Source organism: Thermogemmata fonticola (assembly GCF_013694095.1).
Lineage (GTDB): Bacteria > Planctomycetota > Planctomycetia > Gemmatales > Gemmataceae > Thermogemmata > Thermogemmata fonticola.
Window position 1 is genome coordinate 460,994 of record NZ_JACEFB010000001.1, and the last position, 22,521, is coordinate 483,514.

The following is a 22,521-nucleotide window of genomic DNA, read 5'->3' on the forward strand; positions in this document are numbered from 1 at the left end:
CTGCTATTATGCCACCAGGCGCTGAGTTTGACGTTGTCCCATCTGCTGCTCAAGACGCGCTGAGACCAGGCCGAGCTTGCAGGCGGCGTCCGCGAGGTCAGCAGCCACTAGCTCCAACCGCAGGGCGGAGCGATCCAGGGCAATTGTGTCCACACGCGCGCCGTAACCGGTCCGAACCAAAACCGTCCGGCATCCCGCCGCTGAACCCGCTTCCAGGTCGATGACGCGATCCCCTATCATCCAGGATTGAGATAAATCAATACCCAGTTCCTCCGCAGCTTGTAATAACAAACCCGGTTGTGGTTTGCGGCAATGACATTGGCGGCGGTAAATATCAATATCCGCCTCAGGATGATGGGGACATACATAGATGCCATCAATTTGAGCGCCATAACACCACAAGAGGTGTTGCAAACGCTCGTGAATGCGATCCAAGGCGGAGGGCGTGAAGAAGCCCCGGGCGATTCCCGACTGATTGGTCACGATCACGACACACCAGCCGGCACGGTTGAGCGCGGCGATCGTCTCCGCCGCACCAGGCAGCAAACGCACCTGGTCCGGAGTGGACACATATTCTCGCTCTTCGATAACGACTCCATCTCGGTCCAGAAAAATAGCGGGGCGTTTGTCCATAGTTCCCTCACCCTAATTAACCTTACAACCCTCACAAGCAACTCATCATCCCCCATGGAGGGGGAGCATCGCAAGAGCAAGTGGATGTGCCGGATTTTAATGTACAAAAGAACAAATTAAACCGAAGTGTCAAATGACAAGATTGCGACGGATACCTCCATCTTATCATAAAAAGACTCACAATATATCGACAGCGGTATTTCCTTCCTGAATCATTCCTATGTTCCATGCTTGTATATCCATTTTTTTCAATTGTGTGATGATACTCTGGGCAAAGGCCGGTGCACAGACGACGATGAAGCCGATTCCCATATTAAAGACGCGGAACATTTCTGCGTCGGAAACATTACCGAGCCGCTGAAGCCAAGGGAAGACAGGCGGTATAGGCCAACTGTCCCGCTGGATCACAGCTCGGCAATTGGGCGGTAGGATGCGTGCCAAATTGTCCACGATTCCTCCTCCCGTGATGTGGGCGAACCCACGCAAGACGCGTTTCTTCACCGGGTAATGTGCCACCAACTGGCGAACGGGGCGGACATAGATACGGGTAGGGGTCAGCAACAACTCGCCTACCCGGCTTTGGCATTCTGGCACTTCATCTTCCACACTCAGACGAGCTGCCTCAAACACAATTTTGCGGATGAGGGTGTAGCCGTTGGAATGTGGCCCGGAAGAGGCCAAGCCGATGACGGTATCCCCCGGACAGATATAGCGGCCATTGATGATCCGATCGCGCTCTACCACACCGACCGCAAAACCAGCCATGTCGAAATCATCCGGCTGATAGATGTCGGGCAAGATGGCTGTTTCCCCACCTACCAACGAGCATTCGGCCTCGCGGCAGCCCTCACTGATTCCCCGGATGAGAGAAGCGGTCCACTGCGGATCATCCCGCGGCAGGGCCAGATAATCCAGGAACATTAGCGGCTCGCCCCCGGTGCAGATCAGGTCATTGACCGACATGGCGACCAAATCGATACCGACGGTGTCAAAGCGTTGGCACATCGAGGCGAGTTTGAGTTTCGAGCCAACGCCATCGGTGCATGCGATGAGCACAGGGTGTTTGTACCGGCGGCGGAAAAGCCAGGCGTGCGGGTCGAGGTCGAATAGGGCAGCGAAACCGCTGCTGCCTTTACCCCCTCGCCGTGGAGGAAACGGGGGAGGAAGAACGCGCAACGGGTCCTGCGTTCGCTGCAGAAGTGGTGCGATGTTGGCCAAGGTTTCCTCGTATTTGTCCAAGTCGAGACCGGCTTTGCGATAGTCCCAGCTTTCTGCCATAACTCACTCCATCTCCGAGCAGGGAGCTGCTTGCTTCGCCAATTGGTGCTGTTGTATCGGGCTTGACCATTTTTTCTGCTAGTGGCTATAGTCCCGCCGAAATAGGCTCAGGAGTTCAGGGCTTTGCTGCTATGGATGCCATCCGGGTCTTATCCCAATTGGCCAATGCGACGCAGGCCGTTTGGCAGGCGAGTCTGGCCGCGCTGGAAAGCTACTTTGCCGCCATCAGTGCCATCTTGCCGGAGCCGTTCTTCCATACTCAGGCCTTTCTCACCTTCTTTGCTCTCGTCTTCGTGGTGTATTGGTCGCTGCCCCGGCGCTGGGCGGAGATGCGCGTTTGGGTCTTATTGATTGCTAGTTTCCACTTTTACGCGGCTTGGAGTCGGGAACTTGCATTACTCGTCACCGTGACGACCTGCGCCGACTATTGTTTCGGGCGGCTGATGAGCATCACCCATCGCCCTCCGTTGAGAAAAGTATGGCTCCTTCTCAGCATCAGCATGAATTTGGGTATTCTCTGCTACTTCAAATATCGAGGATTCTTCCTCAACGAACTCTACGATTTCTTAACAAAATTGGGATATGATCCGGGATATGGGCGTTTGGATATTGCTAACATCATAATTCCCTTCGGTATCAGTTTCTATACATTTGAAGCCATTAGTTATGCTGTCGATGTTTATACACGGAAGATCGAAGCGGAAAAAAGTTTGCCGAAGTTTCTGCTCTTTATCCTCTTTTTCCCTCATTTGGTGTCCGGACCGATTGTGCGCGCCGGGGACTTTCTTCGGCAGACGCGGCGACCCAAGCGCTGGAACTGGGTTCGGATCCAAGTCGGCGTCCAATTGTTCCTCATGGGGGCTTTCAAAAAATTGGCGATTGCCGACCGGATGGCCTTGTTCTGCGACCCGGTTTTTCAAGACCCGGAAAACTTCCGCACCACCGCGTGCTGGCTCGCCGTCCTCGCATATTCCCTCCGCATCTACTGCGATTTCTCCGGCTACTCGGACATGGCCGTCGGGTTGGGGCACTTGTTCGGTTACAAATTGACCATGAATTTCAACATGCCCTACTTATCCGTTAACATCTCGGAGTTTTGGCGCCGATGGCACATTTCTCTCAGTAGTTGGCTCCGTGACTATCTCTTCATACCACTGGGGGGAAGTCGTGGGAGCCGATGGCAGACGTATCGCAATCTCATGATTGTTATGACCCTAGGCGGATTGTGGCATGGCGCCGCGTGGGGATATATACTCTGGGGAATTGTTCACGGTGTGCTGTTGGTCATCCATCGCTGGTTCCGGGAGGTGATTGAGGGATATGCCGGTTGGAACGCGATACTCCAATCCCCTGCCGGTACCCTGGTGCGTGTCAGTTTGACTTTCCTAACTGTCAGCCTCTGCTGGGTTTTGTTCCAACCGGAATGGAGTCGGGCGTGGGCTATGTACCAGCAACTCTTTACCTGGCACAGTGGTGCTGCGCTGCCGTTGCATAATCGCAGTTTATGGTACACGGCCCTATTTGTGTTGATGTGTCATCTGCTCGTCACTTCCGGAATATGGTCCCGGATTTACGAGCGATTGCCCGCAGCCCTGTTGGGAGCGGGCTATGCCGTCTGCGCCTGCCTGGCGATGCTATTGGCCCCAGGTCAAGGGTCCACCTTCATTTATTTCCAATTTTGACTCCATGCGATTGCCACGGGGAATAATCAGGTTAGACCATTGGCACGAGAAGGGAGAGCGAGTCGCGCTGTCCGCCGGGCGATCGCTAAAGCAATGTTCCCGCCGACGTCAGGCTTTCCAAGCCCTATTCGGGGGAGCGATAGTTTACCTGGTGTTGCATCTTGGGCTGGCCAGTGCTGCTGCGTGGTCGCGCTGGCTGCGGGACCCTGTGTATGCCGATAAGGAGCGCAAGTGGCAGAAGCTGGTCTCCCAAGCGCCTCCAGCAGCACCGCGGATTGTATTTCTGGGTACGTCACGGGTGGCCAACGGATTTGCCGCCGGCGAGGCAGAACGCCGCCTACGCCTGGTCACGGGCCGTGCCACGGTGGTTTTCAACTGGGGTCTGCCCGCTTCCGGCCCTGTGACACAATACCTCCATTTCCGGCGACTGATTAGCAGTGGTCACAGGGTCGATGTCCTGCTGCTGGAGGTATTCCCCGCCTTGGTGACCGAGGCAGGCGGTATGCCGGTAGAAGCCCACTTCACCGATGCAATACCCTGGGACAGCTCCGAACTACCGCTCTTGGAACAGTACCACTTCCCGGTGGCATGCTGGCAGCACGAACGGCGGGGTCTCTGGATCGCTCCCTGGTGGAGCTTGCGGTGGCGGCTCATGGGGCGATTGGCACCTTCCTGGCTCCCTTATCACCAACGGTACGACTGGAGCCGAGGTCCTGACCCTTGGGGCTGGAGTCCTATCATTGATCTCGACCCTTCCGCTGAACAACGGTCCAAGCGCCTGGAACGAGCACGTCGAGAGTATGAACACCGCTTACGTCACTGGCGAACTAGTCCGCCTGCGGAGAAAGCCATACGGGACCTACTCGATCTCGCCCGACAGCAGCATGTCACTGTTCTGTTGATCTGGATGCCGGAAGGTCCGAGCTTTCAGCGGCACTATTCCCCCCAGGCGCGGCAGAAGATGGAACGCTGGCTGGAGAAGCTGGCGGAGGAAGCAGAAGTCCGGGTGGCGGACTGTCGAGATTGGATGGCGGAAGAGGATTTCTCCGATGGCCACCACCTGTTACCAGAGGGCGCCCTGCGCTGGACCCGGCGCGTTGCTGAGGAAGTTTTGCCCAGCGTGATGCGGGAGTGACATGCATGCCCTCAGTCGTCAGCACCGAGAACGGGACCGCACTTGTACGCCTCCGCTGGCTGGGAGAGGTGGAGAGCCGCCCCTTTCCAAGGGGTAAGCCGTCCTCTTCCTCTCGCCGTCGGGCCTGGTACAGCTTGATACTGGGAGTCGTGTCTTTCGGAGTATTCCAGCTTCTGGTAGCCTGGCCGCTCGATGAACTCGCTCCGGGATGGCGGGACCCGGAATATGCCCAGCGCGTGCGTAAGTGCCGCCAGAGACAGGCGGAGTATGTCCATCGGCCCTTGATTGCGGTCCTGGGGAACTCGCGGACGGCGATGGGAATCTGCCCGGCGGCTTGGGAAGCCTGCCTCGCTCCTCAAGCGGTGGATTCTGTTCCCATGCTGTTCAACTTCGGCTCAGTTGGTGCCGGGCCGATGTTGCAGGAGCTGACAGCCCGCCGCCTTCTCCAAGATGGCATTCACCCCCAAGTCGTGCTGTGGGAATACTGGCCGCCGTTTTTGCATCAGGATGAAGAGTGGAACGAGTACCAGCGCGTCCGCCTGGAACGGCTCTCCCCACGTGACCTGCCTTGGGTCGATTCCTGTTATCCGTTGGAAAAAGCGTCTGCGGTCCGCCAGAAGATTTGGTGGCAACACCTGCTGCCCTGCTGGGGCAGTCGCGAACGCATTCTCTTACAACTCGTGCCCGAATGGCTCCCCCCACCCCGCCGCATCGATTGGACCTGGAAGCAACTGGACGGCTGGGGATGGTATCCGGGTCTGGATGCTCAGATACTTGGCGATAACGGACGAGAAACAATGACACAACAATGTCAAGCTATCTATCAGCCTCTTCTCGCACGCTACTGCTGCTCTGCTGAGGCGGAGGCATCGCTACGGAGGGGAGTACAGTTGCTGCAAAACGCGGGCTGCAAAGTCTTGCTCCTCTATCTGCCCGAATCCGAGCGGTTCCGCCGATGGTATCCCCCAGAAGTTGAGGCGACGATTCAAGAGCATCGCCAGCGATTGCAGGCGGAACTCGGTGCCGAGTGGCTGGATGCCCGCTCGTGGATGGCAGAAACCGATTTTGTCGATGGTTTCCACCTGTCCCGGCAAGGGGCAGCGGCATTCACCCAACGCTTGGGACAATCCTTGACGGGCCGGCTCCTGACTCCGCAAAGGTGAAGGATGGACACCTCCTTGAAACCGAGCACGCAGCGCCCCCCCGCGTTACGGCTGATCGCCGTAGTGACGGGTGAGCACCGTCCTCTCTCTGGGAAAAAAGAAGGACAAAATCCGCCTCAGACTCGAAGGAAAGCCCCCTCGCGCCAGAGTCGGGCGAAGCGGTCCTTGTTGGGGGGAATGCTGCTAGTGGCCCTGTTGCATTTGGGGTTAGCGGGGCTGCTGGAGACGGCTTGCCCCCATTGGCGCGATCCGGAGTTTGGGCACCGCTTGCACCAACTCCGGCGTTTGCAACAACAGGCCGCTGCTTCCCGCCCGTTGGTCTTGATTCTGGGCACCTCGCGGGCCCAAAACGGCCTGCAGCCTTCCGCCATGCTGCTAGGCGATGGCAGCTCCTCACCTCTGGTGTTCAATTACGCTCTGACCGGTTCCCCGCCCCTCAAGGTCTTGCTGACCCTGCATCGCTTGCTCGATTGCGGCATCGTTCCAGACGCCATCCTCGTGGAGCTCCTTCCTCTTTGGTTGGCTAGCGACGCCCCCGCGGAGGTCGTTTTCGCGCCAACGGCGGAACGGCTCAGTTGGAGCGATTTACACCATCTCCGCCCCTATTGTGCGGACTTTGATCTGCTGTACTGGCACTGGTGGAAGCTACGCCTCACTCCGTGGTCCACTCAGCGGGTGATTTTGAAAAGTCACTGGTGCCCACGCTGGCTGCCTTGGAACGAGCGGGTCGATCCGTTCTGGACCGGAATGACGGCCGACGGTTTCATGCCTTTCCTTTATGCAGAACCGACTCCAGAGTTCCGGCAGCGGACCTGCGAGCATGCCCGGCGAGAATACGCTTATGCATTCGGAGGCATCACCTTCGGCGAACGTTCGATTCAGGCTATGGAGGAGCTGGTGGCGATCTGCCGGCAGAGGGGGATTGCCCTGGCGTGGTTTGAGCCTCCCACGTCGCCGCGATTTCGGAGCTGGTTTGCCGCTGGCGTCTGGGAGCGCGGGCAGCAAGATATGCTGGCCTTGGCACAACAATGGAACATTCCTGTCTTCCTCTCTACTCTGGAGATGCGGGAGGAAGAGTTTGCCGATGGCCATCACTTGCTCCGCGCCGGCGCAGCCCGTTACAGTCAGTGGCTCGCGGAGCAGCACGTGCGCCCCTGGCTCACTTCCTCGGGGCTAATTTCATCTCCGCCATCAGAGTCCAAGTCCAGGGCCAAGCCGTGATCTGTATTTGGCTTCTCCTCGGGCAAAGGCGGGGGAAGAACCGGGAGGCGATTTTAGCGGGGAGGCGATTTTAGGCTGTTTTCTGAAACTTCGAGATCACAAGACTGGACCGAGGAGATTAGGCGAGCATTCCAGCTTTGCGAGCATAGGGGAACAGTCCGCCAGCTTCCAGGATGGGCCGCACATCACCGAGGGGTTGCAAGTCGAAGGTTTGCCCCGTGGTCAGATTGGTCAGGCGGGACGCGTCGAGATCGATGAGTAGTTCATCGCCGGTACACACGTTATCGATAAGGCGCTGGCGGCTTTCCAGGGGGATGAGATAACCGCCGTTAATGGCATTGCGGTAGAAAATACGGGCGTAGAACTCCGCGACGACGGCTTTCACGCCTGCTGCTGCTAAGGCAATCGGTGCATGTTCGCGACTTGACCCGCAGCCAAAATTTCTGCCAGCCACGATAATGCGATAGGGGGAGACAAATTCGTCCTCCGGATCGTGAAAGGGGATGTGCCCCTTGGGCAAGCCGGCTTGGTCATCAGGCACACCGCTGAGGGCGTATTTGCCAAACATGCGGTATTCCTCGGGAATGGCCGGGTTATAGGTCAAGTACTGGGCCGGGATGATCTGGTCGGTGTCGATATTGTCACCAAGAACATAAGCGCGACCGGTGATGCGAGATTCCATGTTCCCCCTCACGTTTGGCCCGCGGTGTACGCCTCTGGACTTCCCTCCCCGCACACTCCAGGATTACATTCAAATTATGCGTCCCTTCATGCTACGCCCAGAGCCAGACTTTGTCACACAATTGTGCCAGGGAGACAGCAAGCAGGCGAATTGCGTGCTAAAGTGTCGGAGAAAGAGACGCCGAGGTCGTCCGCCCACGCCCAGCGCGACAGCCGAAAAATCTATCTGACGCCTGAATCATCCGGAGTATGGGGAGCATGCGCGTACGTATCCTCGTCGAATCTGGCCAGTGTCAGCCGCCTGTCCTGGAGTGGTCCGGGGATCAGCCCATCACCATCGGACGAAGCCGGGATAATACGATCGTGGTTCGGGATGAACTGGCTTCCCGCTTGCACGCTAAGATTTACTTCGAGGAAGACCAATGGCTGATCCGGGACTTTAGCCTCAATGGCACCCGCGTCGATGGCGTGCGGGTCCAGGGCGCCCTGCGGCTCCAGGATGGACAGCAGATTCGCATCGGCGATACCGTCCTGCGCTTCCAGGTGGAACCAAAGTCGAATCTCCAGAGCAAATCCAGTTCGTCCAGTGCCACCTCTCTCACCAACGTCAATCCCACCGCTTCTTCAGCGAGCGATACTGTCAAAGGCGTGCCGATCAATCCTTATGGCCAAACCAAGGTGCATCCCATACCCGCCGAGCGGACAGCAGTTGCTGACCCGTATGAGACGGATCGGCAATTCCGCATGGACGAGCTGACGGCTTTATGCAAGTTCATGCAGCAAGCAGTGGAGGTGAAAACGCCCCATGAGCTGATCACAGCCGCCCTGCGCGTCATTCTGCAGCAGACAACAGCACGCTTGGCAGGATACCTGGCTTTGGACCCGGACGATCCAGCGCCGCGCGTAGTGCTGCCCGAATCCGCCTCGGTCGATGTTCCCTTGAGCAAACGCTTGACCGCCCAGGTACAGCGGGAAGGGAAAACAGTTTGGCTGCTCTCGCAGGTGTCGGCCACGCATTCTCCGACCGATTCGTTGTCCGCGTTTGCCGACGCGCTCTGTATCCCCCTGCGGGCTTCCGGAGAGCCTTTCGCTGCCTTGCACGTGTACCGCACGGGCCGGGCCTTCACGGAGCGAGACGTCCGCTTCATCGAAGCGTTGAGCGGCTATTTGGCCCATGCCCTGGAATTGCATCGCAGCCGCCGCATCTTGTGGGCGGAAAACTCCCGCTTGCGGACTCATGTGCCTGCTGCGGACGAGATCATCGGCTCCAGCAATGCAATCACTCAGTTGCGCCAGCAGATCCTCCGGGCAGCACCCCAGCCATTTACGGTCCTCGTGCAAGGGGAAAGCGGTTCTGGCAAGGAGTTGGTCGCCTTGGCTTTGCACCGGAACAGCCGGCGGGCCAATGGACCTTTGGTCGTCGTCAACTGTGCGGCGATCGCTCCGACGCTGCTCGAGGCGGAACTCTTCGGCTACAAAAAAGGAGCCTTTAGCGGGGCCGATCATGACCATCCCGGTCTCTTCCAGCAGGCTGATGAAGGCACTCTGTTCCTCGACGAAGTCGGCGAACTATCCCTGGAATGCCAGGCGAAGCTGCTCCGCGTCATCGAGGGCAAGTCTTTCCGCCCCGTGGGTGGCACGAGTGACATCAAAGTGGACGTGCGCATCGTTGCAGCGACCCACCGGAACCTGGAGAAAGAGGTGAAGGCCGGCCGATTCCGGGAAGATTTGCTCTTCCGTCTGCGGATCATTCAAATTCGCGTGCCACCCTTGCGTGAACATCCTGAAGACATCCCGGAGTTGGCAGAGTTCTTCCTGGCACGTGTGTCGGCGGAATGCCGCCGCAAGTTCCGGTTGACCCCGGCGGCGATGTTCAAATTGCAATCGTACACCTGGCCTGGGAATGTCCGGCAATTGCGGGCCGCCATCGAAAATGCCGCCGTCATGAGCGAAACTGAAGTCATCGATGCGGATGCCTTCAACTTTGGAAGCAGCGATCCTCCTTCTGGCTCGTACAAGGGCTTGGACCTACCGGCCAGCTTGAGCATGGAAGACGTGGAAACCTGGGCTATCCGCCGGGCGTTACGCCAGACCGGCGGCAACGTATCGCATGCTGCCCGCCTCTTGGGCATCAGCCGAGATACTCTCCATACCAAAATCAAAGCGAAGGGAATTGATCGCTTAGCCCTGGCTCAAGGTAATCCTTCACCTCCCCCGCCGACCCCACGGCCTGCCGTCGCCAACAAAGCAGGTACTAACCCGCCCCATCCCTCAAGCTGAAGGATTCCGAGGCGGATTAGTAGCAAAACCTTCCTGCATCAGTCGGCCTCAGCGCCGCCTTGCACCACATCGGACGTTCCTCTCTCGACACCTGCGCGTCAGTTTTGAACATAGAAACGATCGGCACCGGGAATGTCAAAATGCCGCTGATAAGGTGCTCGGTATCCCTCGCTTTTCCGTTGCGGGAACCGTTCAGGGAGCAGGCCGACATCGTCACGATGATGTCGACGACGTGGCGGACGAGGGCAAAACCGTGGCGATGCGCCAGGGCGGCCCTAACTGCTCGGCGGCCTGTTGGGGAGTCAAGTTGAACAGTACGCGGCCTGCCGCTTCCCATTCTCCTCGGCGGAAGAAAAACAAGACCACCCCGCGCCGCGGTTCCTCTACAGGGTGGCCTTCCCAACTCTCCGCCTCGCCATGAGGTTCAAACTCAATCGTCACGGGGATCAGCGCGGCGACTTGACCCTTCTCCTCTTCATGGAGCCACAATGGTTCCCCCTCGAATTGGCAGCGCCGCCATTTCATACCCCGAGGCTTGCCAGAAGCCATCCCCTGGCGCAGCACCATTTCTTCCAATCTCTGTTGTTGCAAACGGAGGGATTCCTGAGCTTGCTCCAGCCGGATGGCTAGAATCAGACGCGGAATCCAGCGGAAGAGAAAATAGACCAGCACGGCCAGTGTGGTGATGGCTGACACCCAGAGGAAGGCAGCCAGGCTCATAAGCGCGTTTCCTTAGTCAGAACTTGGCAACAGGTGGGATCTCTGGCGGACCTCTTTCCTGGCACGGACATTGTCGCGCCACAACTTACGGCTGTGACAGTCGGAATATACCAATACCGGCCTGGCGTAACAACGGAATGGCGACACGCCCACGCTCCTCCTGTCCGGCATTGAAGGAGTCTGGAAAGTGGCGTTCGACCAGCCGATCGGCAGGCCATCCCGCTGCTGCATCTTTGGCCAACGCTTGCTGCCGTATCATGACGTTTCCACCATAGTATAGCCCTTGAATCATATTTCCAGGAAAGAACAGGGCCGCCGCCAGACATAGGGCCACGGTGGCACGCCGTTGTCCGTAGCGCACCGCCATCAAGTAACCAAGTCCTGCCAGCGGCCAGATCAGGAGAGAGTACCGCGACCACAATCCCATATCCGCTCCGAAGCCGCCGCGAGCAATCCCGATAGCCACGGCTAAGCCGAGTTGACCCACTATCACAGCTAATACTCCCCAACGTGCCGGGATCGAGAGATGATCCCGCCACATGCGTCCGAGCAAATAACACACCGGCAGGAGAACTCCCAAAGCGGCCAGCGGCCAGAGTGGGGCAGCCGATATTCCCCAGGCCATCGCGATGACCTGCCCCGAAACCGGCAGCACCTTCGTCCCGTCCATGCAGGGAGGCGGGTGATGCTCTGGGCGGTGATAATCCCAAAAATAGGCCGCCAGATAGGCGAGGACCGCCAATAGCACGCCCAGCGGGAGCAGGGCCTCTCTCCGGCGCTGTTCGCGTCCCAAAAGAACCGCCAGATACCCCAACCACAGACTCATGGCCAGAGCGACCGGCAAGCCGAAACCCCCGGTCGTTGCAACCAGGAGCGTGAGTAGCCCCGCCAACCACGCTGTCCTCACAACACTTGAACGCTCCGCGGTCAATGCCACCACAATCAACAGCGTCACGCCCACCGTGTATAGGGCGAAGCAAAGCTGATAACCCATGATCCAATTTTCCCAATGGCCCGCGTGCAATAGGGTCAAAGGGAAAAACAGGTCGGGCCAGTCATTTTGTCCCCGCCAACGCCCGACTAAACGGAGTAACCCAAGACACAGCATCGCTAGCATCACCACTTGCAACAGCGATCCCGTTCGGAAGTCTTTCGTCCAGCGGAAAGTCACGAAATAAATCGTGCGCGATAACGGCATCCGGTGCTCATTATGCTGCGCCCACAGGGCCGGTCCCATCGGTTCCGCACCCACCAATACCGGGACGAATTCCCACTCATCGGCATACGGAGCATTGGCGACAAACATCAGCACGAACATCACCGCCAAGGCACTTAGCAGTGCCCAGATGACGGCTAGCACCGCCCGCCATTGTCCGCGACGATCCCCCATGGCCGATCCCATGCTTTGAAGCCGTTCTCGGAACCCATTATCTGGTGCATATGTCAGCAATTTCCCCCGTTTCTGGCTAGGACTGAGATGGCTAGCAAAGCTTCAGCCGCAATCCCCACACAGTCTTGCCCCTGGCCAACCGCTGAGGGTCAGCGTGGACGCGCACGATGCCAGAATGTAACTATGATATTCTGGAGTCGTGAACTGCCGGCTGATAGTCCAGCGAATGTTCATACTCAGCAGTATTTTGGCGGAGGACAGTTCCAATGGTTGAACGTCGCATTGAACTGAATCGGCGTTATCGCCGGAAGAAAAAGATGAAGAAATTGAAAGCTAAACTGCAAACCGCGACAGGAGCGGAACGAGAAAAAATTCTTTACAAGATTCGCCGGCTGAGTCCCTTCTGGAAAGAACCCCCCGCTCAGGCTTGAGATGGCCTGGTGATCTTGTCACGGCTTTGGGGTGCATACGGTAGCGGCCGTGTTCCCGGCGGGATTTGCTTGCTACCAATAATGCGACGGCATCCGTTCAGCGGCTGAGTTGCGCCAAGTCCAACCAGTACTGAGGGTACGTTTTCACGACGCAGGCGGGATTGCGAATAATCACACCGGGGACACGGAGGCCGATGAGAGCCAGACTCATCGCCATGCGGTGATCGTTGTAGGTGTCGAGAACAGCCCCGCGCAGCGGCTGAGGATGAATGGTCAGCCCATCGTTCGCTTCCTCGACACCGGCTCCCAATTTGCGCAGTTCCGTGGCCAAGGCGGCGATGCGGTCAGTCTCTTTGTAGCGAATGTGTGCCACGTTGCGAATCCGTGTCGGACCCGTGGCGAAACAAGCAACAGCCGCCAAGGTCATCACGGTGTCGCTGATGGGATTCATATCCGCCTCGATACCGCGCAGCGGCCCGCCGTGCACCGTGATCCCCTCGGTACAGGCAGTAACTCGGCAGCCCATTTGCTCCAATAGCTCAACAAAGCGGACATCGCCTTGGAGTGAAGAGGGAGTAAGGCCAGTCACGGTCACTTGACCTCCCGTGATGGCTGCGGCTGCCCAGAAGTAGGACGCCGCTGAGGCATCCGGTTCGATAACATAATGACCCCGCCAGGCTGAATCCGAAGCACCACCGATGCGAAAGCCCTCTGCCACCTCCACGACTGAATGACGCCATTGGCGCAGCATGGCCACGGTCATGGCAATGTACGGCTCCGACACACGCTCGCCGCGGACGTGGATTTCCACTTGTTCCCCTTCTTGGACCCAATACGGCGCCGCCAAGAGCAAGCCGCTGAGATACTGGGAACTTGTGCCCGCTCGGACCGCTATAGGCTGCTCGGCCCGTGCGCCGGTCGTCTCGATGACTACAGGGGGGCATCCCGTGCCCGCTTCACTCCAGGCTCGGACCCCGGACAACTGATTCAAAGCAGCCAGCAAATCCTGAATGGGACGCTGCCGCATGCGCGGGATGCCATCGAGCCGATACCGTCCCTGTCCCAGACTCGCCACGGCGGACAGAAACCGCATCGTCGTGCCGGAATTGGCCACGTGCAAATCGGCCTCACAAGCCGGAATCCGCCTCCTGCTCGGATTGCTGCGCACAACAATCCGCCGCTGCGGCCAATCGACATCCAAATGGAATCCCAACTGTTTCAAGGCAGCGACCATTACCTCGGTGTCTTCGCTCTCAAGGACATTCTCCAGGCAACAATCCCCCTGCGGACTCGCCAAAGCTGCCAACACCAGCGCCCGATTGGTGATGCTCTTGCTCGGCGGTACCTGCACCACTTTGCGAATCTTTTGGGAAAGCGGCTGGATCTCCAGATCCGCCGGATACTCGCTGAGATTGTCCGAGCGATTCCCTATCATTCACCTCTTCTCCCAAACAGCCGATTCGAGTCCCTTTTCCCGAATCAGCTAGTTCAAGTGCGTCTTGGCCTCGTCAAACGGCTGTCGTGGGATTCATCCCAGCTCATGATTGCCACTCGCTCTTGTATTTTCCTCCCGGAAACACTCGTCCTCGGTCTTTATCGCTTACGTGAAATTAAAATGATGGAAGCGAGCTAGGAACGCTCGCTCCGCAAGGATGGACAAATTGGGCGTGCATTCACAGGTCTGTCACTTGCTGTTCCTCAGGGTGACTGAGGGGATTCGAACCCCCGACACCCAGATCCACAGTCTGGTGCTCTAACCAGCTGAGCTACAGTCACCACAATTGGAGGTGTGATGCTCCAGGATAGCTCTTAGGCCAGGAGCACCCTCCTGATACCTTTTTATCCCAGGGGCGAAACAAAAGCAACTGCTGAAACTGCTGAATTGGGAAAACCTCCGGCATATCATGAGCCTGGGGTGATCCGAGCCTCGAACCAGGTTCAACTTCGAGAGTTTTCCTCCCGAATGTGGAGCTATCAGCTATGGCTGCCCAGTATGTCGAGCACGTAGAGATGTCCGGGCATATTGTGGATTCGCTTCTGTTGCCAAAAGTCCTGGACGCCATTTTGGCCCGCGGCGGCCGCTACCAGATTTTGGAGTTCCGCCTCGGAGAACGCCAGGATGATCCGAGCTACGCCCGCCTGGAGATACGAGCCGACCAGCCGGAACAACTGGAAACGATCCTGGCGGAGATCCACCAGCACGGCGCCGAGCCGATCCACAAGGAGGACTGCCGCCTGGAATGCGCTGACATGGACGGGGCTTTCCCGGATGGATTTTATTGCACGACGAACTTCCGCACTCAGGTCCGTATGCAAGGAGAATGGATCGACGTAGAAGATCAGGAAATGGACTGCGGCATCGTGGTGGACCGGGAAGGCGGAGCGGCCCGCTGCGTGCCGATGGCCAGCGTGCGGAAAGGGGATTGGGTGGTCGTGGGGCGGCGGGGTGTGCGAGTCTTCCCCCCCGAATCGGAATCTCGGCGTCGGGACCTGTTTGAATTCATGGCCAGTCCCATCTCCAGCGAACGGCCCAAATCCGCAAGCATCCGCGAAATCGCCCAGATGATCAAGCGGACCAAGGAAGGAAAGGAAAAAATCCTGGCTGTTCTGGGACCGGCTGTGGTTCACACGGGTGGAGCGGAACTGGTCGCCTGGATGATCCGCGAAGGGTACATCGACGTCCTCTTTGCCGGCAATGCCCTGGCGACCCATGACATGGAGCAAGCCTTTTATGGGACCAGCCTCGGAGTTTCCTTGGACCGAGGTTTGCCCACGGCGGAAGGGCACGAGCACCACCTGCGCACGATCAACACCATCCGCCGCCTCGGGGGCATTCGCCAGGCGGTTGCCCTGGGGAAACTCCGCAGCGGCATCATGTACGAGTGTGTGATTCGGAACATCCCGTTTGTCCTTGCAGGAAGCATCCGGGATGACGGGCCGCTGCCTGAAGTCATCACCGACACCCTGCGCGCGCAGGATGCCATGCGCGAACACATCCCCGGTGTCGGCTTCTGCCTCATGATTGCCACGACTTTGCACTCGGTGGCGGTAGGCAATCTCCTGCCGGCCTGGGTTAAGGTCGCCTGCGTGGACATCAATCCCGCCACTGTGACGAAACTTATGGATCGGGGGACGACTCAAACCGTCGGGATCGTCTCGGATGCTGAGCCTTTTCTCCGCCTCCTGGTTGCCGAGTTGAAAGGGGACCGCGAGGCAGCCGCGGGACAAGCCGAACGCTTGGCCTTCGGCCGATCCTCCTGTCCGACTCACTCCTGATGGCAGCGGCAGTCGGTGCGGCGTTCATGACGCCTGGGCGAGGCTGGTTCCCTCACAACCCCACTCCCTTGAGGATGGTTCCATGACGACTCCCCGCATCTTGATGTGCCCACCGGACCACTATGGGATCGAATACGAGATCAACCCGTGGATGAACCGCTCGATGGGAGCGATTCGAGCGCTGGCCTTTCATCAATGGAAAACCTTACGGGATACCCTGGCCTCCTTGGGTGTGCAGGTCGAACTTTTGACCCCGCAACCCGGACTGCCCGATTTGGTGTTCACCGCCAATGCAGGATTGATCTACAAGGATGTTTTTGTGAGCAGTCGTTTCCGGCATGAAGTGCGTGCGCGGGAGTCCCCCTACTTTGATGCCTGGTTTGCTGAGCATGGTTTTCAGGTGGAGCATCTGCCGGCGGGGATGTATCACGAAGGTGCGGGGGATGCCCTGTTCTGTGGGGACACCCTCTTCGCCGGTTACCGCATCCGCTCCGACGCTCTCGCGCACCAATGGGTGGGCCAGCGCTTTGGCATCCGCGTGCTGCCATTAGAACTGGTCAACCCGCGTTTTTATCATCTCGACACCTGTTTCTGTCCCTTGTCCTTCGACGAGGCCCTTTATTATCCCCCCGCGTTTGACACCTATGGCCGGCGCGTGTTGCAAACCCACATCCCCAAGCTCATCGAAGTCAATGACGCGGAAGCCCATCGCTTCGGTTGCAATGCGGTGGTCGTGGGCCGGACGGTCGTCCATAACAGTCGTTGTCCCGAACTGGCTGAAAAACTCGCGGCTGCGGGGTATCGTTCGATTGAAGTCGAACTCGATGAGTTCCTCAAAGCCGGAGGAAGTGCCAAGTGTCTGACCCTACGCCTCGATGGCGAGGATGCCGCGGGATGGAAGTACCAATGAAATCAGCGGCCCAATTCGCAGCGGCCTAGCCCGCGCAACGGCCTGGGCCTTTAGACATGGCTTCAGGCGGATTGTATTCTCGGCGTATCCAAGGGTTTGGACATAGCTTCAGGCGGATGTGTCCTCGGCGACCCAAGAGTGCTGCCGTAGAGGACATCCCTGGGAGAGTGCGACTTCGTGCCGTAAGGTGGAGAGGGAAACACGATGAGCCGTGCTGACGCCGAAACCATCTGGTGGGCCGGTGTCCGGGCCGTGGATCCCGGACGTTTGGTGGAACAGGCCCTGGCCCAGGAAAGGAACTGGCACGGAGCCAGGCGCATCCTGGTGGTGGGTGCGGGCAAGGCCGGAGCGGGGATGGCCGCGGGAGTCGAGCGGGCACTGGCCGACTGCTTGGATCGGGTCAGTGGCATTGTGAATGTTCCGGCGGGTACTTTTGCCCCTTTGCGACGCATCCGCTTGCACCCCGCCCGCCCTCCTGGCGTAAATGAACCACGCCCGGAAGGCGTCGCCGGCTCAGAAGAAATGCTTCAGCTTCTCAGTACTGCGGGTCCTGACGATGTCGCCCTCTGCCTGCTGTCCGGAGGCGGCTCGGCCCTGCTTCCCGCTCCCGCTCCAGGGATCACGTTGGATGAGAAAGTGGCTGTCACCCGGCTTCTGCACCGATGCGGAGCCAGCATCATGGAGATGAACTGCGTCCGCAAACATTTGTCCCGGATCAAAGGCGGGCAACTCGCCCAAGCCTTCCGCGGGCAGCGCCTCCTCACCCTCATCATTTCTGATGTCGTCGGGGATCCTGTCGATGTGATCGCCTCTGGCCCCACTGTGCCCGACCCCACGACCTTCGCCGATGCCTGCCAGATTTTGGAACGTTACGGCCTTTGGATGCAAGTGCCCGCTTCCGTCCGGCAATATCTGGAGGCAGGACGGCGCGGAGAAATTCCTGACACGCCCAAGTCTCTCCCGCCTTCCATCGATTGCCGGATTGTCGGGAACAATCGCCTGGCGTTGAACAGTGCTAGGCATCAGGCCTTGGCCCTCGGCTACTCGGTCCTGGATTGCGGCGCTTTCATCGAAGGAGAAACTCGCTCCGTGGCTCAAGTTTGCGCCGGGTTGATTCGCAGCATCTGCCGGGATGGGCAGCCGTTATCGCCGCCCGCTTGTATCCTGCTAGGCGGTGAAACAACGGTGACTTTGGGTCCTACGTCCGGTCTAGGTGGACGAAACCAGGAATTTGTCTTAGCTCTGTGTGGCTACCTCGATCCTCAGGACATGCGTCGGGTTACCCTGCTGAGCGGCGGAACGGATGGCGAGGATGGTCCGACCGATGCCGCCGGAGCGGTGGCGGACCTGACTATTTGGCAAAAAGCCGCTGAACTCGGCCTCCGCTGGCAAGAGTGCCTGCAACAGCATAACTCCTACCACTTCTGGAAACAATCCGGCGGATTGCTCATGACGGGCCTGACGGGCACCAACGTCATGGACCTGCGTGTCCTACTCGTGCATGCCCTCCAATAATTAGCCTAAAACCGACGCGAAACCTTGCATGCCCCGTGCCGCCGCCCGAAAACAGGAACGCGTCGTGTACAAAGTCACGAATTTGAAGCACCCAAAAAGTCGAGCGAACGTCCACTCAGAACCACGGTCAACCGCCTCGTGGCCTATCGGTAGTTTTTTCACACCGACTGAGCCGAGGAATTGTAAAAGCTACAAGCACCCCGCCGTTGGTCGGTGTTCCCCGCCATTTTCTAAGGGTAAAATCGGCCGAATCATACGAGAATGACGAATGGCACGCAAAATGCATAGATTTTCCCTCAAGTTCCCAGACGCAGGTGAGTCCATCTTCTACGGCTGGGGCCGGTTGAGAAGAGGCAGGGCGTGGTCCGGAACCCACGCCGATCGCCACGAGCGGAGGACAACGGACTTGTTTGGAGACGTTGTTCCTCCGCTTGATGTTTTTCCCCATCCCTGGCGTCGGATAAAAACAGATGCAGGTTTGGTCCAGGAGCATTGGCTCTGCCAAGGCTCATTCCGCACGCTGTTCCGTTCACTTGCAACTACTTGAGAACATTTTCCCCCCTTTCTGGAGCAAAGGCGCTGGCAATCGGCGGTATGATCTGCTAGGTTGAAGACAAACTCCTCCCGATCGTAGTCCAGCCTTTAGGGATGAATCCGTAAGTCCGCTAGGAGTCAGGTTATCATGAACCGTAACTTGGCAGGCCGTTATGGTGCAACGGTTACACTGGTGTTGAGTCTGGGGCTATTGGGGACAGCGCAGGAGCAGAAACCTGCCGACTCGCCGATCAAGACCGGTTTTGTCGAGCGGGTTTTCAAGAACGCCAACGGGACGGAATCTCCATATGTGGTTTTCATTCCGCATGACTACGATGGCAGCAAGGCTTATCCTGTGATCCTGTTCCTCCATGGAGCGGGCGAGACGAAAGACCCGACGGGCAAGAAGGCCTCCGGAAAAATGCCGGTGGAAGTCGGGATTGGTCCGGCGATCAAGAAGCGCGAGAAGACCTTCGCCTTCATCGTGGTGATTCCGCGGGCGGAAGGGTTCGGTTGGGGAGCCAACACCGCCAACGGCAAGCGGGCCATGGCGATTCTGGATGAGGTGATGAAGGATTACAAAGTCGATCCGCAGCGGCAGTACCTGACGGGCCTGTCGATGGGCGGGATGGGGACTTGGAGTCTGGCGGTGGCCCATCCAGACCGTTGGGCGGCTATTGTTCCCATCTGCGGACGGGGCGATCCCTCGGCGGCGGGCAAGATCAAGCATCTGCCCTGCTGGTGCTTCCATGGGGATGCGGATAAAGCCGTGCCGGTGTCCGGTTCGCGGGATATGATTGAAGCCCTGCGCAAAGCCGGCGGCACGCCCAAATATACAGAATATCCGGGTGTAGGCCACAACTGCTGGGATCGCGCCTACAACACCGAAGAACTGTATCAATGGCTTTTGGAACAAAAACGAAAGTGACTGACTCTTCAGGACCGGCCGACAGGAGGTGTTTCCAAACCTTACCCCCCAGTTTCTTCTTCGTTACAGGAGAGGCCAGCCATGAGTGATGTTGTGCATCGGCGCGAGTTTTTAGCGGTCAGTGCGGCCGCGGGAGCTGCCGTGGCGCTGCCAGCAGCCAGTTATGCCCGCATCCAGGGCGCTAATGAGAAATTGCGCATTGCCTTCCTCGGTGTGGGCGGACGCTGCCAGCAACACATCGACGTCATCTTGCAAATGCAGAAAGAGGGCAAAGGGGTGGAACCATTTGCCGTGTGCGATGTCTGGGATGGGGATCCGGAGCTGGGCAACAAGAAAGGGCGGGGTCTTTATCCCAGTGCCAAGCGTTGCGGCATACCTCTTGATGCAGGCAAGGACCGTGTATCCAAGGATTATCGCACCATCCTCGACAACAAAAACGTAGATGTCGTCTGCATTGCGACGCCGGACCATTGGCATGCCCGCATGGCTATCGATGCGATGGAGCGCGGTAAGGATGTCTATCTGGAAAAACCCATGACCCGCACCATTGCGGAAGCCCACCTCGTGGTGGATACGGCTCAAAAGACTGGGCGCACAGTGACCATCGGCGTACAGTCCATGGCGGACCCCACATGGCAAGCGGCTTATGACTACATCAAAGCGGGAAACATCGGCCATGTTTTCCAGGGGCAAACCAGCTACTACAGGAACTACATCGGGGGCCAATGGCGCTACTATCCGCTCAAAAAGGAGATGACCCCCCAAACAATTGATTGGCGGATGTTCCTCGGCTGCGACTTTGAATGTGCTGGAGAGCGCCTCGGCCCAACGCCCGAAGAGATGCCCTTCGACCGTGCCCTGTGGGCCCAATGGCGCTGCTACTGGCCCTTTGGCGGCGGCATGTTCACCGACCTGTTCGTGCACCAGACCACCCACCTCATTGCCGCAATGGGTGTCCGCTATCCGGCACGCGTGGTGGGCGCGGGCGGCATCTACCTGGAGTACGACGGCCGCGATGTTCCCGACACCGCCACGGTGGTCGCCGACTATGACGAAGGCTGCCAACTGATCATTTCCGCCACGATGTGTAACGACACACAATTGGGAGAGATGATCCGCGGGCGGCTAGCCACGATCAAATTCGTCGGCGGCGGCGACTACCTGCAAGGCTTCGAGGTGTACGCCCAGAACATCCAGGGCGGACCGGCCAAGCCGATGCAAAACTTGGGCGAGCCGATCTATGTCTTCAAGAATCCGCGCCGCGGTAACGCCACTTACGATCTGTGGGAGGACTTCCTGGCCCACTGCCGCATGAATGACAAAGTCAAGCGCCGTCAGACTCTCAGCACCCCGGAGTTGGGAGCAGCCGCTTTCACCACGGTCAACTTAGGCGTGCAGAGCTATCGTTCCGGCAAAGTCTTCTTCTGGGACAAGGAAAAGCGCCAGGCACGGGAAGCGGATGCCTCATGGGCCGCTCGCTGGGAGGAACGCAGCAAAAAGCGCGGCAAGCCCAACAACATCATCGGTTGGGAAGGCGGGGATAAGGGCAACATCCTCGTGCCACCGCCCTATCAGAAGCTGGAAGGACTGTGGATCAACGGTAAAGACCCCGCCGGTTCGTGAGCTAGACCGTTGAGTCGCTGCTACGATCCTACCTTTTCCCGCGGCCTGGTAAGTCCCGCCAGGCCGTTTTCCTTTGGGGTGGCCTCCCAACCGACAGCAAGGCCGCTGCTTTCGCTTGTATCCAGCGGGCAGTCCTGCGTAATTTACCCACATCTGCTGCTTGATAAGGTTCAATGAGCTCAATCCCGGAGGGCAAGCAAAACCATGAGATTCGTCAAGATGCACGGCCTGGGAAACGATTACATCTATGTCGATTGCACGCACAGTCCGCCGCCTTCCAAACCGGAGGAATTGAGCCGGCGTATCAGCGATCGCCATTTCGGCGTCGGTTCCGATGGCTTGATCCTGATCTGTCCTTCGGAACGTGCGGACGTGCGCATGCGCATTTTCAATGCAGATGGTTCTGAAGCTGAGATGTGCGGCAACGGGATTCGCTGCCTCGCCAAATATGTTTACGATCACGGTCTGGTGCGGAAACGATCGCTGCGCGTTGAAACGGGCCGGGGAGTTCTGGAGGTGGAATTGGAAGTCGGTGCTGAGGGCCGCGTGGAGCGCGTGACGGTGAACATGGGTCCGCCGATCCTCCGTGCCGAGGAGATTCCGACGACCTTAGCGGGGGAACCGCCGCGCGAGGCCCCCGTAACTGTGGCGGGGCGAACATTTGCTGTCACCGCGGTGTCCATGGGAAACCCGCATGCCGTGATCTATGTGGAACCTGAGTTCCTCAAGTCAGACAGCCCGGGGGATGCTGTGGCGGAGTGGGGTTCCCGTCTAGAAGTCGCACCCGAATTCCCGCGGCGAGTGAATGTACACTTCGTGCAGGTGCAATCCCCGCATGAAGTCACGATGCGCACATGGGAACGAGGGAGCGGCCTGACCTTAGCTTGCGGCACGGGGGCCTGTGCGGTCTGTGTCGCTGGGGTAGTCACAGGGCGGACGCAGCGCCGACTCCGTGCTCATCTCCCTGGCGGCGATCTGGACCTGCACTGGTCGGAGGCAGACAACTGCGTGTACATGACAGGACCCGCGGTCGAAGTCTTCGAGGGAGTTTGGCCGGACTGACCGAGCGCTTACCGACGGTGCCTGAACCTCTGGCATAGTTCCCACAAACATAAAAACGG

Annotated in this window: 18 protein-coding genes and 1 tRNA gene; 12 read left to right on the forward strand and 7 right to left on the reverse strand. The window is 58.5% G+C overall.

Going from position 1 to position 22,521, the window contains the following annotated elements:
- Positions 1 to 6: 6 nt before the first annotated feature.
- A complete protein-coding gene (gmhB, locus tag H0921_RS01670) occupies positions 7 to 633 on the reverse strand; it encodes a D-glycero-beta-D-manno-heptose 1,7-bisphosphate 7-phosphatase (protein WP_194536278.1) in 627 nt (208 codons plus the stop codon).
- A 177-nt stretch (positions 634 to 810) separates the two neighbouring features.
- Positions 811 to 1,911, reverse strand: a complete 1,101-nt coding sequence (purM, locus tag H0921_RS01675; RefSeq protein WP_194536279.1) for a phosphoribosylformylglycinamidine cyclo-ligase — start codon at positions 1,909 to 1,911, stop codon at positions 811 to 813.
- A gap of 131 nt (positions 1,912 to 2,042) precedes the next feature.
- Between purM and H0921_RS01680 the strand changes: the two genes are divergently transcribed.
- The 4 genes from H0921_RS01680 (at position 2,043) to H0921_RS01695 (ending at position 7,112) form a co-directional block, all read left to right on the forward strand.
- Positions 2,043 to 3,593 carry an MBOAT family O-acyltransferase gene (locus H0921_RS01680; protein ID WP_194536280.1) on the forward strand — a complete coding sequence of 517 codons (1,551 nt, stop codon included), beginning with the start codon at positions 2,043 to 2,045 and terminating at the stop codon, positions 3,591 to 3,593.
- Positions 3,594 to 3,744: 151 nt separating this feature from the next.
- The gene (locus tag H0921_RS01685; protein WP_194536281.1) at positions 3,745 to 4,728 is read left to right on the forward strand and encodes a hypothetical protein; all 984 of its coding nucleotides are present in this window, start codon (positions 3,745 to 3,747) and stop codon (positions 4,726 to 4,728) included.
- 5 nt (positions 4,729 to 4,733) lie between these two features.
- Positions 4,734 to 5,891, forward strand: coding sequence for an SGNH/GDSL hydrolase family protein (locus H0921_RS01690; RefSeq protein ID WP_194536282.1), 1,158 nt, complete (start codon positions 4,734 to 4,736; stop codon positions 5,889 to 5,891).
- A 15-nt stretch (positions 5,892 to 5,906) separates the two neighbouring features.
- Positions 5,907 to 7,112 carry a hypothetical protein gene (locus H0921_RS01695; RefSeq protein WP_194536283.1) on the forward strand — a complete coding sequence of 402 codons (1,206 nt, stop codon included), beginning with the start codon at positions 5,907 to 5,909 and terminating at the stop codon, positions 7,110 to 7,112.
- A 118-nt stretch (positions 7,113 to 7,230) separates the two neighbouring features.
- Here the strand turns inward: H0921_RS01695 and H0921_RS01700 are convergent, their stop codons facing one another.
- Positions 7,231 to 7,794, reverse strand: coding sequence for a LeuD/DmdB family oxidoreductase small subunit (locus H0921_RS01700; protein WP_194536284.1), 564 nt, complete (start codon positions 7,792 to 7,794; stop codon positions 7,231 to 7,233).
- A gap of 257 nt (positions 7,795 to 8,051) precedes the next feature.
- Here H0921_RS01700 and H0921_RS01705 point away from each other — a divergent pair, with 257 nt between their 5' ends.
- On the forward strand, positions 8,052 to 10,073 hold the full coding sequence (locus H0921_RS01705) for a sigma 54-interacting transcriptional regulator (protein ID WP_194536285.1): 2,022 nt from the start codon (positions 8,052 to 8,054) through the stop codon (positions 10,071 to 10,073).
- A gap of 213 nt (positions 10,074 to 10,286) precedes the next feature.
- Here H0921_RS01705 and H0921_RS01710 read toward each other — a convergent pair whose 3' ends face one another.
- Both H0921_RS01710 and H0921_RS01715 read right to left on the reverse strand, forming a co-directional pair.
- On the reverse strand, positions 10,287 to 10,793 hold the full coding sequence (locus H0921_RS01710) for a hypothetical protein (protein WP_194536286.1): 507 nt from the start codon (positions 10,791 to 10,793) through the stop codon (positions 10,287 to 10,289).
- A gap of 85 nt (positions 10,794 to 10,878) precedes the next feature.
- Complete coding sequence (locus H0921_RS01715) at positions 10,879 to 12,183, reverse strand: hypothetical protein (protein WP_194536287.1); 1,305 nt, start codon at positions 12,181 to 12,183, stop codon at positions 10,879 to 10,881.
- Positions 12,184 to 12,449: 266 nt separating this feature from the next.
- Between H0921_RS01715 and H0921_RS01720 the strand changes: the two genes are divergently transcribed.
- Positions 12,450 to 12,614, forward strand: a complete 165-nt coding sequence (locus H0921_RS01720) for a DUF6800 family protein (RefSeq protein ID WP_194536288.1) — start codon at positions 12,450 to 12,452, stop codon at positions 12,612 to 12,614.
- Between the two features lie 97 nt (positions 12,615 to 12,711).
- Here H0921_RS01720 and aroA read toward each other — a convergent pair whose 3' ends face one another.
- Positions 12,712 to 14,049, reverse strand: coding sequence for a 3-phosphoshikimate 1-carboxyvinyltransferase (gene aroA, locus H0921_RS01725; RefSeq protein WP_194536289.1), 1,338 nt, complete (start codon positions 14,047 to 14,049; stop codon positions 12,712 to 12,714).
- 267 nt (positions 14,050 to 14,316) lie between these two features.
- A tRNA-His gene (locus tag H0921_RS01730) sits at positions 14,317 to 14,390 on the reverse strand.
- A 204-nt stretch (positions 14,391 to 14,594) separates the two neighbouring features.
- Between H0921_RS01730 and H0921_RS01735 the strand changes: the two genes are divergently transcribed.
- The 6 genes from H0921_RS01735 to dapF all read left to right on the forward strand — a co-directional run bounded on the left by H0921_RS01735 (position 14,595) and on the right by dapF (position 22,462).
- Entirely contained in the window at positions 14,595 to 15,890 is a 1,296-nt protein-coding gene (locus H0921_RS01735) for an ornithine cyclodeaminase, nickel-pincer nucleotide-dependent (protein ID WP_194536290.1), read from the forward strand.
- An 82-nt stretch (positions 15,891 to 15,972) separates the two neighbouring features.
- Positions 15,973 to 16,800 (forward strand): dimethylarginine dimethylaminohydrolase family protein, encoded by an 828-nt coding sequence (locus H0921_RS01740; RefSeq protein WP_194536291.1) that lies wholly within the window; start codon positions 15,973 to 15,975, stop codon positions 16,798 to 16,800.
- A gap of 204 nt (positions 16,801 to 17,004) precedes the next feature.
- Positions 17,005 to 18,315, forward strand: coding sequence for a glycerate kinase type-2 family protein (locus tag H0921_RS01745; protein WP_194536292.1), 1,311 nt, complete (start codon positions 17,005 to 17,007; stop codon positions 18,313 to 18,315).
- A gap of 682 nt (positions 18,316 to 18,997) precedes the next feature.
- Complete coding sequence (locus tag H0921_RS01750) at positions 18,998 to 19,777, forward strand: carboxylesterase family protein (RefSeq protein WP_194536293.1); 780 nt, start codon at positions 18,998 to 19,000, stop codon at positions 19,775 to 19,777.
- A gap of 81 nt (positions 19,778 to 19,858) precedes the next feature.
- Complete coding sequence (locus tag H0921_RS01755) at positions 19,859 to 21,400, forward strand: Gfo/Idh/MocA family protein (protein WP_194536294.1); 1,542 nt, start codon at positions 19,859 to 19,861, stop codon at positions 21,398 to 21,400.
- Positions 21,401 to 21,604: 204 nt separating this feature from the next.
- Positions 21,605 to 22,462: a diaminopimelate epimerase gene (gene dapF / locus H0921_RS01760; protein WP_194536295.1), complete on the forward strand. Its 858-nt coding sequence runs from the start codon at positions 21,605 to 21,607 to the stop codon at positions 22,460 to 22,462.
- Positions 22,463 to 22,521 lie beyond the last annotated feature (59 nt).